At 67.4% G+C, this 13,176-nt stretch carries 14 protein-coding genes; 12 read left to right on the forward strand and 2 right to left on the reverse strand.

What is annotated here, in order from left to right:
• The first annotated feature begins 7 nt into the window (after window positions 1–7).
• Window positions 8–1,099 carry a lipocalin-like domain-containing protein gene (locus tag WKW77_RS15260; RefSeq protein WP_422823195.1) on the forward strand — a complete coding sequence of 364 codons (1,092 nt, stop codon included), beginning with the start codon at window positions 8–10 and terminating at the stop codon, window positions 1,097–1,099.
• A 44-nt stretch (window positions 1,100–1,143) separates the two neighbouring features.
• Here WKW77_RS15260 and WKW77_RS15265 read toward each other — a convergent pair whose 3' ends face one another.
• Window positions 1,144–1,965 carry a MipA/OmpV family protein gene (locus WKW77_RS15265; RefSeq protein WP_340357704.1) on the reverse strand — a complete coding sequence of 274 codons (822 nt, stop codon included), beginning with the start codon at window positions 1,963–1,965 and terminating at the stop codon, window positions 1,144–1,146.
• 191 nt (window positions 1,966–2,156) lie between these two features.
• On the opposite strand from WKW77_RS15265, the gene WKW77_RS15270 reads away from it, so the two are divergent.
• Both WKW77_RS15270 and WKW77_RS15275 read left to right on the forward strand, forming a co-directional pair.
• Window positions 2,157–2,795: a carbonic anhydrase gene (locus WKW77_RS15270; RefSeq protein WP_340357705.1), complete on the forward strand. Its 639-nt coding sequence runs from the start codon at window positions 2,157–2,159 to the stop codon at window positions 2,793–2,795.
• 31 nt (window positions 2,796–2,826) lie between these two features.
• Window positions 2,827–3,468, forward strand: coding sequence for an FABP family protein (locus tag WKW77_RS15275; RefSeq protein WP_340357706.1), 642 nt, complete (start codon window positions 2,827–2,829; stop codon window positions 3,466–3,468).
• Here WKW77_RS15275 and WKW77_RS15280 read toward each other — a convergent pair.
• Window positions 3,465–4,487 (reverse strand): AraC family transcriptional regulator, encoded by a 1,023-nt coding sequence (locus WKW77_RS15280; protein ID WP_340357707.1) that lies wholly within the window; start codon window positions 4,485–4,487, stop codon window positions 3,465–3,467. The genes WKW77_RS15275 and WKW77_RS15280 overlap by 4 nt on opposite strands.
• Before the next feature lie 125 nt (window positions 4,488–4,612).
• Here WKW77_RS15280 and WKW77_RS15285 point away from each other — a divergent pair, with 125 nt between their 5' ends.
• The 9 genes from WKW77_RS15285 (at window position 4,613) to WKW77_RS15325 (ending at window position 13,082) form a co-directional block, all read left to right on the forward strand.
• Complete coding sequence (locus WKW77_RS15285) at window positions 4,613–6,172, forward strand: long-chain-fatty-acid--CoA ligase (RefSeq protein WP_340357708.1); 1,560 nt, start codon at window positions 4,613–4,615, stop codon at window positions 6,170–6,172.
• 29 nt (window positions 6,173–6,201) lie between these two features.
• Window positions 6,202–7,383 (forward strand): lipid-transfer protein, encoded by a 1,182-nt coding sequence (locus tag WKW77_RS15290; RefSeq protein WP_340357709.1) that lies wholly within the window; start codon window positions 6,202–6,204, stop codon window positions 7,381–7,383.
• 14 nt (window positions 7,384–7,397) lie between these two features.
• On the forward strand, window positions 7,398–7,838 hold the full coding sequence (locus WKW77_RS15295; protein WP_340357710.1) for a MaoC family dehydratase N-terminal domain-containing protein: 441 nt from the start codon (window positions 7,398–7,400) through the stop codon (window positions 7,836–7,838).
• A gap of 4 nt (window positions 7,839–7,842) precedes the next feature.
• Window positions 7,843–8,262 carry a MaoC family dehydratase gene (locus tag WKW77_RS15300; RefSeq protein WP_340357711.1) on the forward strand — a complete coding sequence of 140 codons (420 nt, stop codon included), beginning with the start codon at window positions 7,843–7,845 and terminating at the stop codon, window positions 8,260–8,262.
• A gap of 26 nt (window positions 8,263–8,288) precedes the next feature.
• Window positions 8,289–9,119 (forward strand): SDR family NAD(P)-dependent oxidoreductase, encoded by an 831-nt coding sequence (locus WKW77_RS15305; protein ID WP_340357712.1) that lies wholly within the window; start codon window positions 8,289–8,291, stop codon window positions 9,117–9,119.
• A 13-nt stretch (window positions 9,120–9,132) separates the two neighbouring features.
• Complete coding sequence (locus WKW77_RS15310; protein WP_340357713.1) at window positions 9,133–10,284, forward strand: acyl-CoA dehydrogenase family protein; 1,152 nt, start codon at window positions 9,133–9,135, stop codon at window positions 10,282–10,284.
• Complete coding sequence (locus tag WKW77_RS15315; protein WP_340357714.1) at window positions 10,281–11,081, forward strand: enoyl-CoA hydratase/isomerase family protein; 801 nt, start codon at window positions 10,281–10,283, stop codon at window positions 11,079–11,081. The genes WKW77_RS15310 and WKW77_RS15315 overlap by 4 nt, the downstream gene beginning before the upstream one ends.
• Window positions 11,082–11,694: 613 nt before the next feature.
• Entirely contained in the window at window positions 11,695–12,255 is a 561-nt protein-coding gene (locus WKW77_RS15320; protein ID WP_340357715.1) for a fimbrial protein, read from the forward strand.
• An 89-nt stretch (window positions 12,256–12,344) separates the two neighbouring features.
• Window positions 12,345–13,082 (forward strand): fimbria/pilus periplasmic chaperone, encoded by a 738-nt coding sequence (locus WKW77_RS15325; protein WP_340357716.1) that lies wholly within the window; start codon window positions 12,345–12,347, stop codon window positions 13,080–13,082.
• The last annotated feature ends 94 nt before the right edge of the window (window positions 13,083–13,176 follow it).

Below are 13,176 nucleotides of genomic sequence, written 5' to 3' on the forward strand. Positions count from 1 at the left end.
GCCGAAGATGACCCTCGTTCGCATGCATGCACCCGCGGTCCCGCGCCTGTCACGGCGTTCGCTGATGCTCTGCGCGCTCGGCCCGCTGGTCGCACCCGTTGCCGCCTGGGCGCTGCCGCCGCGCGAGATGCGCTTCCCGCGCGACTTCGGCAGCCATCCCGACCTCAACACCGAGTGGTGGTACATCACCGGCCATGCGCGCTCCGGTGCGCGTGAGTTCGGGTTCCAGCTCACGTTCTTCCGGTCACGCATTGCCGAAACGCAGGACATGCGATCGGCATTCGCCGCGCGCCAGTTGATCTTTGCGCATGCGGCCATCACCGATCTCGAAGGCCGCAAGCTCTGGCACGACCAGCGCATCGCGCGCGCCGGGTTCGGGGTGGCGTCGGCTTCCGAAGAAGACACGGACGTGCGCCTGCGAAACTGGATGCTCAAGCGCGAGAGCAAGCGCTACGTCGCGCAACTGCCGGCCGAAGGCTTCGCGCTCGACCTGCGCTTCACGCCCACGCAGGCGGTGATGCTCCAGGGCAGCGCAGGCCTTTCGCGCAAGGGGCCCGATGTCGAACAGGCGAGCTACTACTACAGCGAACCGCAGCTCGCCGCCGAGGGGCGGCTCACCCTGCAGGGCCGCAGCTTCGACGTGCAAGGCACAGCGTGGCTCGATCACGAATGGAGCGATGCCTACCTGCATCCCGAGGCGTCGGGCTGGGACTGGATCGGGATGAACCTCTTCGACGGCGGCGCACTGATGGCCTTCCGCATCCGCCATCGCGACGGCTCGACGCTGTGGGCCGGTGGCTCGATGCGCACTCCGGATGGCCGCATGCGCGTGTTCGGTCCTCAGGAAATGCAGTTCACGCCCGAGGGACGATGGGTGAGCCCGCGCACGCGGGCGGACTATCCGGTGCGGCTACGCATCCAGACGCCGGTGGGCACGTTCAGCGTGCATCCGCTGCTGGACGACCAGGAGCTCGACAGCAGCGGGTCGACCGGCGCGGTGTATTGGGAAGGCTTGAGCGATCTGCGCGATGGAGAGGGGCGGACCGTCGGGCGGGGGTATCTGGAGCTGACAGGGTACGTGCGGGCCTTGAAGATGTGAGGCCACGGTGCCCGTGCGCCCGCTACGCAACCGCCCGCTCGTCGTCAGAACCTGTACGAGGCGTAGACCCCGTAGGTGTTCTGCGTCTTGTCTTCCGTGATCGGACTGCGCTTGGCGTCGCCTTGCAGCCAGGCGGTGATGATGCTCGCCCCGATGCCCCATTGCTCGGTCAGCTGGTACTGCGCGCCGACGGAAAAGCGCACCGTATTGAGGCCCGCTCCGGCCCGGTAAGGAGGCACGCCGGCAATCAGGCTTTGGGAGGCCGTGATTCCGTAGAAGGTCTGGGTATAGCTTCCGTTGGCCCAGGTGATGCCGGGCCCGGCGGTCAGCAGGAGCCTTTCGTTGACCAGGTACTTGCCCTCGGCGTCGAAGGCGATCCGCGTGCCTTGGCCGTTGCCGCCCAGGTCGGAGACGAGAAAGCCCCGGACCGTCAGCCAGTCGTGCGAGTAGGTGGCGAACACGCTTCCGAGCGCCGTCTCGGGAATGTCGCCCCAGCCATGCAGGAGCGGCGCATCGGAGGCCTTCCGCGGCTTGGTCAGTTCTCCCCCCAAGGCCACGCCGAAGCGCCAGGTGTCGTCCTGAATGAGGTTCAAGCCGATTCCGAACGGAAAGCCCGCGCCGGGCGTGCCCCCGATGAAATAGCGTCCGTAGTTGGCGGTGACGAGCGGTACTGCGACGACCTGGCTGTCGCCGCTGCCCGGATACCGCGGACGATCGAAGACACCGAGCCCCGCCGAGAAGCGCCAGCTCTCATCGCTCGCCTGCTCCAGTCGTGCCTGGGCTCGCGCATCCTGCGCGGTGATCGCGGCGGCGAGCGTCGCCGCCGAAAGAATGAAAAGGGCGCTGCTCTTGCGACGGTGGATCATTGGGCGTTCTGCTGGAGAGTTGGGACGACGGAGTATCGGTGCACTTTTTGAAAAGTCTGGGGTGCCTCGCGAACTTTGTCACCCGCAGCGGAAACTGGCACGCGCGAACCGCCCGTGATCGACACCCCGGCCACACTCGGCCACACTCGGCCATCATCGGTAACGGCCCATTCATTCCCGAGGTATCTCCCATGTTTCCCAAACGACTCTCCGACGGCTACCAGGCGTTCCTCAGCGGCCGTTTCCACAACGAACGCATCCGCTACGAACAACTGGGCGAACTCGGCCAAAGCCCCGAGATCCTGCTGATCGGCTGCTGCGATTCCCGCGTCTCGCCGGAGGTGATCTTCGACGCCGGACCGGGCGAGATGTTCGTCATCCGCAACGTGGCCAACCTGGTGCCGCCGTATGAACGCGAAGCGGAGTCCTCCTCCTATCACGGCACCAGCGCGGCCATCGAGTTCGCCGTCAATGCGCTCGACGTCAAGCACATCGTGGTGCTGGGCCACGCTTCGTGCGGCGGCGTGCGCGCGGTGTTCGACGACGTCGAGCCGCTGACCAAGATCGACTTCGTCGGCAAGTGGGTGTCGCAGATCGTCCCCGTGGCCGACAACCTTCCGCGCACGGGCGATCGCGCCATCGATGTCCAGCGGCTCGAATGGGCCGTGGTCGGGCACAGCCTCGCCAACCTCATGACATTCCCGTCGATACGCACGCGGGTCGAGCAAGGCAGGCTGGAGCTGCACGGCGCGTACTTCGGCGTGGCGACGGGGCTGCTGTTCCTGCGCGATCCCGCCACCGGCGAGTTCTCGCCCTGCCCCTCACGGTAGGATCGCCCGGACGCAACACCCACGCTGAGTTATGTCCGACTTCCCTCAAGACATCTACACCGAACCCTCCGACCTCGATGGCAACACGCTCGCCAACCTGGGGCCCCTGCGCCGCATGGCGGGGCTGTGGCGCGGAGAGAAAGGCGTCGACGTCAAGCCCAAGGCGCAAGGCCCGAAGACGCAGGTCTACGTCGAACACTACGAGCTGCAGCCGATCGATCCGCAGACCAACGGTCCGCAGGTCTTCTACGGGCTGCGCTATCACACCTTCATCCACAAGCCGGGGCTCACCAAGATGTATCACGACCAGGTCGGCTACTGGCTCTGGGAGCCAGCGACCGGCCAGGTGCTGCACACGCTCGCGATTCCGCGCGGCCAGATCGCCATGGCGACCGGTCACGCGACCGCGGACGCGGATCGCTTCGAGCTCCATGCCGTGCGCGGCAGCCTGACCAGCGGCATCGTGTCCAACCCGTTCCTCGAGCACGCCTTCACCACCACCGACTGGCACGTCGAGGTGCAATTCAACGCCGACGGCACGTGGACCTACAGCCAGGACACGGTGCTGCAGATCCGCGGCCAGGCCGAGCCCTTCCACCACACCGACCGGAACACGCTCACGAAGGTGGGCGAGCCCTCGCCGAATCCGCTGGCGTCGGCTGCGATGCGCTAGGCCTTGCCCTGGCGGTAGGCACCGGGCGAGGTTCCGGTCCAGCTCTTGAACGCGCGCTGGAAGCCCGCGCTGTCGGTGAAGCCCAGCTCCAGCGCGAGGTCCGCCAGCGGCGTCGCGCTGGTGTTCAGGCGCACGATGGCCACATCGCGCCGCAGTTCGTCCTTCAGGGCCTGGAAGGATGTCCCCTCGAGGGCCAGCCGCCGCTGCAGGGTCGAGGTGGACATGTGCATTGCGGATGCCGTCCCGGTCAGGTCGGGCCAGCTCGGCTGGGTGCGCCGCAGGTGGTTGCGCACGCGCGCGCCGATCTCGTCCTCGTTGCGGCGCGGCGTGATGATGTTGGCCTGCGCATCGGCCAGAAAGATGCGCAGCGCGGCTTCGTCCCGGCGCACCGGCACCTGCAGCCATGACTCGTCGAACCAGATCGCGGTGTGCGCTCGGCCGAACTGCAGCTGCGCCGGAAAGACCTGGCTGTAGCTGCCCACATGCGGCGGGCAGGCGAATGCGAAGTCGAACCGCATGGCCGGCAGACGGCCACCCGCGAGCCACGCGACGAGCCGCCAGAACACGCGCAGCAGCAGTTCGTGAAGAAAGTGCTGCCGCGCAACCCCGGTGTCGTTGAACGTCAGCGCCAGCGCGGCGAGCTGACCGTCGCGCTGCAATTCGAGCGCCACGTCGTCGCGCATCAGCCAGGAGGTCTTCGCGACGCGGCGGATGGCCTCGTCCAGGTCGCGCGCACCCAGTGCCGAGTGCGCCATCAGCGCGAAGCTGCCCGGCTTGAGCGGGCGGGCGAGAAAGCCCAGGCTCTCGTCGGCGCGCCGCTCGATCAGGAGCCGGAACAGCGCGACGTACTGCTCGGCCGTGACGCGCGCGCCAGGATGCGACAACAGCTCCGCGGGAATGGCCGCATCGGCCAGGTACGTATCACTCGATTCACCGCGCGCCTCGATGCCCGCGAGCATGCCGTGCACCATGGACACCGGAATGGTGATCGGTGTCTTCTTCGTCAGTCGGTGGCGCACTTTGGATTGATGTGATTTGCCATGCGAACGATGCGTTCTGCCATTGTGGGTCGCGATCCGCGTTCCTAGCATCGGGCCCATCGACCACAGTCATGCGCACGGCCGCTGGCACAACGGAGACAGTCATGTACCTTACCCAAGCGCTGCATCGCGCCGTTCAGCAGAAACCCGAGCGCGTCGCGGTGCGCTTCGGCAACCGCAGCCGGACCTTTCGCGAGTACGCCGATCGCGTCGCGCGGCTGGCCGGCGCGCTGCGCGAACTCGGCATGAACGAGGGCGACCGGGTCGCCATGCTGGCGCTGAACTCCGACCGCTATCTCGAGTACCAGATGGCCGTGCCTTGGGGCGGCGGCGTGCTCAACCCCTGCAACATCCGCTGGTCGGCAGCGGAGATCCTCTACGCGCTCAACGATTCGGGCTCGGTCATCCTGCTGGTCGACGACACTTTCCGTGCATTGGTCGAATCGATCCGCAAGGACGCCGCGTCGCTGCGCGAGGTGGTGTACTGCGGCGAGGGCGATGTGCCCGCCGGCATGCGCGGCTACGAGTCGCTGCTCGCGGACGCACAGCCGGTGCCCGATGCGGCGCGCCGCGGCGAGGATCTGGCCGGCATCTTCTACACCGGAGGCACCACCGGCTTTCCCAAGGGCGTCATGCTGAGCCACACCAACATGTGCAGTTCGGGTCTCGCGCTGCACTCGGAAGGGCTGGCGAGCGCCGGCGGGACGTATCTGCACGCGGCGCCGATGTTCCATCTCGCCGACATGGGGCTGTCGATGCCGCACTGGATCGAAGGCAACACGCACTCGGTGATTCCGGCCTATGCGCCGGAAGCGGTGCTGGACACGGTGGCGAGCGATCGCGTCACCCACCTGCTGCTGGTGCCCACCATGATCCAGATGCTGGTCGACCACCCCGCGATGAAGCAGCCGCGCGACCTGAGCTCGCTCAAGGCGATCGCCTACGGTGCATCGCCGATCTCCGAAGCCGTTCTCGAACGCGCGATGGCGGCGCTGCCCGGCGTCGACTTCGTGCAGGCCTACGGCATGACCGAGCTGTCGCCGCTGGCCACGATCAACCCGGCCTGGTACCACACGGCGGAAGGACGGGCCGCGGGCAAGCTCCGTTCGGCCGGACGCGCGGGCTTCTGCTGCGAAGTGCGCATCGTGGATCCCGACGATCGCGAAGTGCCGCGCGGCACGGTGGGCGAAGTGGCGGTGCGCGGCCCGAACGTGATGCAGGGCTACTGGAACAAGCCCGAGCAGACGGCCGCCGCGGTCCGCAACGGATGGATGCACACCGGGGATGGCGGCTACATGGATGAAGACGGCTTCATCTACATCGTCGACCGCCTCAAGGACATGATCATCAGCGGCGGCGAGAACATCTTCTCGGCCGAAGTCGAGAACGCGCTCGCCCAGCACCCGGCGGTCGTCGCCTGCGCGGTGATCGGCATCCCCAGTGCCGAGTGGGGCGAAGCGGTGCACGCCGTGCTGGTGCCCAGGCCGGGCGCCAAGGTCACGCCCGACGAGCTGGTCGCGCACTGCAAGACCCTCATCGCCGGCTACAAGTGCCCGCGCAGCGTGGAGTTCCGTGACGCCCTTCCGCTCTCCGGCGCCGGCAAGGTGCTCAAGACCGAACTGCGCAAGCCCTTCTGGGAAGGCCTGGCGCGGCAGGTGGGCTGAATCTTTTCAACACAACACAAGGACACAACATGAGCAATGTGTACGTCGTCGGCGTGGGCATGATCCCCTTCGCCAAGCCGGGCAAGCATGCCCCTTACCACGAGATGGCCGCCGTGGCCACGCGCGCCGCATTGGCCGATGCTGGCATCGGCTACGACCAGGTGCAGCAGGCCTACGTCGGCTATGTCTACGGCGACTCCACCGCCGGGCAGCGGGCGCTGTACGAGGTGGGCATGAGCGGCATTCCGATCGTCAACGTCAACAACAACTGCTCCACCGGATCGACGGCGCTCTTCCTCGCGCGCCAGGCGGTGCAGAGCGGCGCGGTGGAGTGCGCACTGGCCCTGGGCTTCGAGCACATGAACCCGGGCGCGCTCGGCGCCGTCTTCGCCGACCGGCCCAGCCCCTTCGATCGATTCGACGGTGCGACCGAGCAACTGGTGGGCCACGCCGAGATCCCGCTCGCGCTGCGCTACTTCGGCGGAGCCGGCAAGGCGCACATGGACCAGTATGGAACCAGCCTTTCCACCTTCGCGAAGATCCGCGCCAAGGCCAGCCGCCATGCGGCCAACAATCCGGTGGCCCTCTTCCGCTCCGTGGTGAGCGAGGAAGAGGTCATGGCCGCGCCCGTGATGTGGCCCGGCGTGATGACGCGGCTGATGGCCTGCCCGCCCACCTGCGGCGCGGCGGCCGCGATCGTCTGCTCCGAAGCCTTCGCCAGGGCGCACGACCTGGACCGCAGCGTGCGCGTGAAGGCGCAGGCGATGACCACGGATACGCCGGCCGCCTTCGAAGCGCGCGACATGCGCGAAGTGGTCGGATTCAGCATGGCCAGGGAAGCGGCGAATCGCGTCTACGAGGCAGCGGGCGTGGGCCCGGAGGACATCGACGTGGTCGAGTTGCATGACTGCTTCGCGCACAACGAGCTCATCAGCTACGAGTCGCTGGGCCTGTGCCCCGAAGGCGGTGCGGAGAAGTTCGTGCTCGACGGCGACAACACCTACGGCGGTGCCGTGGTGACCAATCCCTCGGGTGGCCTGCTGTCGAAAGGCCATCCGCTGGGTGCCACCGGGCTTGCGCAGTGCACGGAGCTGGTCCAGCAGCTGCGCGGGACAGCCGAAGCGCGGCAGGTGCAGGGCGCACGCCTGGCGCTGCAGCACAACCTGGGCCTGGGCGGCGCCTGCGTGGTGACGCTCTACGAGCGCGTCTGAAAGGAGACGGCACGATGATCGACAGGAAATGGATCGGGCACGAGCTGCCTGCGAGCGAACTGCCCATCGAGCGCAGCCGGTTGCGCTTCTTCGCCAAGGCGATCGGCGAGACCGATCCGGTCTATACCGACGAAGCCGCTGCGCGCGATGCCGGCTACCCGGACCTTCCGGCGCCGCCGACCTTCCTCTTCGCGGCGGAACTGGATTCCGGCGCGAGCGACGGGCTGCTGGCCGACCTCGGCATCCCGCTGTCGAAGCTCCTGCATGGCGAGCAGGGCTTCACCTACCACCGCACGGCCTGCGTGGGCGACACCGTCACGGTGCGCTCTCGCATCGAGGACATCTACGACAAGAAGAACGGCGCGCTCGAATTCGTCGTGAAGACCTCGCGCGCCACCGACCAGCGCGGCGAACTCGTCGCCGAGATGCGCACCGTGATCGTCTGCAGGAACTGACTCCATGACCGCACCCACTTTCGATTCCGTCCAGGTTGGCGACGCGTTGCCGGGCCTGCAATTGCCGCCCGTCGACCGCACCACGCTGGCGCTGTTCGGCGGTGCGTCGGGCGACCACAACCCGATCCACATCGACATCGACTTCGCGCGGCGGGCCGGCATGCCCGACGTGTTTGCGCAGGGCATGCTGGGCATGGCTTGGCTGGGACGGCTTCTCACGAGTTGGGCGCCGGAATCGCGGCTGCGGCGATTCGACGCGCGGTTCCAGGGCATCACGCACCTGGGCAATGCCATGCGCTGTGAAGGGCGCGTGGTCGAGAAGTTCGAGGCCGACGGCGAACGCCGCGTGCGTGTCGAAGTGCACAGCACCAACCAATATGGGCAGACCAAGATCGCCGGCGAAGCCGTCGTTGCGCTGCCCTGATCCCATTTCACCTGGAGACATCCCTCATGACACAAAGACTCGACGGCAAGGTGGCGCTGGTCACCGGCTCGGGCCGCGGCATCGGCCGCGCCATCGCACTCAAGTTCGCCTCAGAAGGCGCGCGCGTGGTCATCAACGACCTCGATGCGGGTCCGGCCGATGAAGTCGTCGCGGAAATCCGCGCCGCAGGCGGGCAGGCGGTGGCCTGTGCCGGCAGCGTGACGGCACCGGACTTCGCAGACCGCTTCATCGGCACCGCCGTCGGCGAATTCAAGGGCCTGGACATCATCGTCAACAACGCCGGCTATACCTGGGACAACGTGATCCAGAAGATGACCGACGAGCAGTGGTACGCGATGATCGACTGCCACCTCACGGCACCCTTCCGCATCCTTCGCGCGGCCTATCCGGTGATGCGCGACCTCGCCAAGGCCGATCAGGCGACCGGCAGGCGCGTGGTGCGCAAGGTGGTCAACATCTCATCGGTCGCGGGCCTCTTCGGCAACGCGGGACAGGTGAACTACTCGACCGCCAAGGCCGGCATCCTGGGCATGACGCAGACGCTGGCCAAGGAATGGGGCCGCCTGAACGTCACCGTCAACGCGGTGGCCTACGGCTTCATCAAGACCCGCCTGACCGGCAACGCGGCCGACGGCGGCACCGCGAACATCGACGGGCGCGAGATCAAGGTCGGCGTGAACCCCGACCTGCTCGCGGCGATGGAGCGCGGCATTCCGCTGGGCCGTGGGGGCACGCCCGAAGAAGCGGCCGGCGCGGTGTTCCTGCTGTGCCTTCCCGAGTCGGACTACGTGAGCGGCCAGACGCTGATGTGCTCCGGCGGGCTCACGGGCATCTGAGGAGGTGCCCGCAATGCTTCCCCCGCTCTATCGACATCGCTGGATGGACGACGACATCGAGGCCTTCCGCGAGCAGGTGCGGCGCTACGTCGCCGGCGAGATGGCGCCCGGCCTCGACGGCTGGCGGCGCCAGGGTTATGTGCCGCGCGAGGTGTGGGCGCCGTTCGGCAGGATGGGATTCATGCTGTCCGAACTCGACGAGGCCTACGGCGGCGCGGGCGCGAGCCTGGCGTACCAGTGCGTGGTGCAGGACGAGCTCGCCAAGGCCGAGATGCCCGCCAACACCGCGGTGCACACCATCGCGGCCCACTACATCCTCGACTACGGCACCGAGGCGCAGAAGCAACGCTGGCTGCCCAGGCTCGCCAGCGGCGAGATGCTGGCCGGCATCGCGATGACCGAGCCCGGCTGCGGCTCGGACCTGCAGGCGATGCGCACCCGCGCGCGGCGGGATGGGGCCAGCTACGTCATCGACGGCGCCAAGACCTTCATCACCAACGGCTCCACCGCGAACCTGCTGGTGGTGGCGGTGCGCACCGGCGAGGCCGGCAGCCGCGGCGTGTCGCTGGTGGTGCTCGAGACGGAAGAGCTCCCCGGCTTCCGGGTCGGCCGGCGGCTCGAGAAGCTCGGCCAGCATGCCTCCGACACCGCCGAGCTGTTCTTCGAGAACGTGCGCGTTCCGGCGGATCACCTGCTGGGTGAAGTCGAAGGCCGCGGCTTCGCGCAGCTGATGAGCCAGCTGCCCTACGAGCGCATGCTGCTCGCGGTGCCGGCGGCCGCGGTGATCGAACGCGCGGTCGAACTCACGCTGCAGTACACGCAGGAGCGCAAGGCCTTCGGCCAGTCGCTCTACGAGTTCCAGAACACGCGCTTCAAGCTGGCCGAATGCGCCACGCTCGCGCATGTGGTGCGCAGCTTCGTCAACGACTGCGTGCAGCGTCTGCTCGACGGCCATCTCGACGACACCTCCGCCTACATGGCCAAGTGGTGGTGCACCGAGCAGCAATGCAAGGTGGTTGACGAATGCCTGCAGCTCTTCGGCGGATACGGCTACATGGCCGAATACCCGATCGCACGCCTCTATGCGGATTCGCGGGTGCAGCGCATCTACGGCGGCGCCAACGAGATCATGAAGGAGCTCATCGCACGAAAACTGGCCGCATGAAGGCCATGCACGAAGCGATGCAGCAGGCCGATGGCATCGCCTGGGGCGTGTCCGATCGCATCGGCCGCATCGTGCTCCGACGGGCCGATCGGGCGAACGCCATCTCGCGCGCCGCGAGCCGCGCCCTGGTGCGGGCGATCGACGAGGTGCTGGACAGCCGGCCGCGCGTCGTTCTGCTGGCGGCGGAAGGCCAGGTGTTCTGCGCCGGCGGCGACATCGAAGAGTTCGCCGCCGCCGGCCCGGCGCTGGACGCGCTCATCGACGAGGTGCTCGAACCGCTGCATCCGGCGTTGTGGCGCCTCGCGACCGCGCCGCTGCCCGTGGTGTCGGCCGTGAACGGTCCGATCGGCGGCGCAGGCATCGGGCTCGCGCTGTGCGCCGACTTCGTCCTCGCGGCGGAATCGATGAAGCTGCGCACCGGCTATGCGGCCATCGGGCTTTCGCCGGACCTCGGCGCTTCCTTCTTCCTGGCGCGCCGGGTCGGCGCCGTGCGTGCGCAGCAGTGGTTGATGCTGAGCGATCCGATCGACGCGAGCGAGTGCCTGGCCCACGGCGCGGTGGATTCGCTGCATCCCGACGGTAACCTGCAAAGGGCATCGGAAGCACTCGCGCACCGCCTTGCCCATGCAGCGAGCGGTTCGCTGGCAGCCATCAAATCCTTGTGCACCGGGCTTCCGGGACGCGACCTGCATGCCCATCTGAAAATGGAACATGCGTTGCTCGCAGAACGCGCTCGCAGCGCGGACGCGCACGAAGGCGTGCGCGCCTTTGTGGAACGGCGGCCGCCGCAGTTCTGATCGATGCCGTAGGCGGCCAGCGCGAAAACGTCCACGGCCGCCAGCAGGCCATTGGCCTGCGCGCGCAGCGAGGTGGCAGCCGCGGCCGCCTCGCCGACCAGCGACGCGTTCTCCTGCGTCACCTGGCCCATCCGGGCGATGGCGCGATTCGATCGCGATGACCGCGCGTGTCGCCAATGCTCCAGGCAAGTGAAGCGCCAGCGCCGTGCAGCACCCGAGTGCGGCGGGAAGTCCGATGACCACTGCCCACTGCAGCGTGCCATTCACGCGAGCGAGCGCGACTGACATCGCGAACAGCCACATGAGCCTGTCGGACTTCATGTGAATGAGGCGCAGGGCGGAATCGGTTCGGTTCATCGCTCGTATCGGATGCGGCAGAGGTCCTGCACGTATCGGCAGTTGGCGTGCCGCCTCGAAGGGGCACCGCAGGAATCCATGCGAAGGCCATGTGAAGTACTGCTCGCGGCCTCCGCCTCGCCGACCGTTGCTCGCGGTTTGAGAGCGTTCTTATTAAAAAGTGATTGACCGATGGGCATAGTTCCGCCCTCCGGAGCAGACGGCTTCAACGCCACCGGCACCGGATTCACCAATCTCATGAATGAATAGAAAGCATATGAAGAAGAATCTTCTTTCCGCCGCACTGACCGTCGTTATCGGCGCCTCGGTCGTTCCGTCCGCCTTCGCCGCCGACGGCAAGATCACTTTCAAGGGCCAAATCGAAGATGCCACCTGCAGCGTGACCGGCGGCGCCGGCACCGACGGCGGCGCGCAGGACTTCACCGTCACGCTGGACAAGGTGCAGAAGGCGGCACTGGGTGTCGCCGGCGCTCGCGCAGGTGACAAGGCGTTCTCGGTCAAGATCGGCGGCGCCGGTGAGACCGGTTGTCCGGACGGCAAGATCGCGGGCCTGAAGTTCGAGCAGGCACAGAGCCCGGTCGACGTCGCCACCGGTCGCCTGACGAACGTCGCGGGCACCGCCGCGGTCGTTCAGGTCGGTCTGCTCAACGAGCAGAAGCAGGACATCAACCTCAACGACGGCACCAATGCGCCGGTCGCGACGATCGCCGGCAACACCGCCACGATCAACTATTTCGCGCAGTACTACGCCCCGGCGACGGGCGTGACGGCCGGTACGGTCGACACGTACGTGATGTATTCCGTGGCCTACAACTGATCATCCATCCGTGATCCATTCGGGGTCGGCCGCGCCGACCCCGAATCGCTTCCCGAAGACAACACGCTTTTTTTGGCAGGAACAGGCCCATGAAGGTCATCGCACGTTTCGTTTCCCTCGCCTTGCTGGCCGCCGGCTGCTTGTCCGCGGCACACGCAGGCCTCCAGGTCATGGGAACCCGCGTCGTCTATCGCGGCGCGGACCGCGACGTGTCCGTGCGCGTCAACAACACCGGCAACTCGCCGCGTCTCTTGCAGGCGTGGGTCGACAGCGGCAACGAGCGCGACAGGGCCGAGACTTCGACGGCGCCCTTCCTCGTCACGCCGCCCGTGTCGCGCGTGGAGCCCGGCAAGGGCCAGGCGCTGCGCCTGAGGTTCACGGGCAGCAGCCCTCTTCCGCAGGACCGCGAGTCGGTGTTCTGGCTCAACGTGGTGGAGATCCCGCCGCGCCCTGAGGCCGACGACGGTGAAGGCACCCACTTCCTGCAGTTCGCGGTGCGAACGCGCATCAAGATTTTTTATCGGCCGGCCGCCCTGAAAGGCGATGCGGTCGCTGCGGCGGACCAGTTGGCCTGGCGCCTGGTCAAGCAAGACGGAAAGTCGGCGCTGGAGTGCGTCAACGACACCGACTACAACGTGTCCTTCGCCGACGTGCGGCTGAAGGGCGCGCCGGACAAGCCGAACGATGCCACCGGTGGTGGCATGTGTCCCGCGAAGGAACGTGCAAGCTTCGCGCTGGAAGGCGGCGCCGATAGTGGCCGCCTTACGTTCCGCAGCATCGACGACTACGGCGCCTTCCGTGAGGGCGAAGCCGCCTACTCGCGATAGCCCCGCGCGCCTCCACGGCGCCGCCCGTCCCCATTCGTCATCCATCCGGCCCTTCGCGAGAAGGGCCTCGGAGGGCTGCGCCTTGCCGCGACGT

Source organism: Variovorax ureilyticus (assembly GCF_037889935.1).
Taxonomy (GTDB): Bacteria; Pseudomonadota; Gammaproteobacteria; order Burkholderiales; family Burkholderiaceae_C; genus Variovorax; species Variovorax ureilyticus.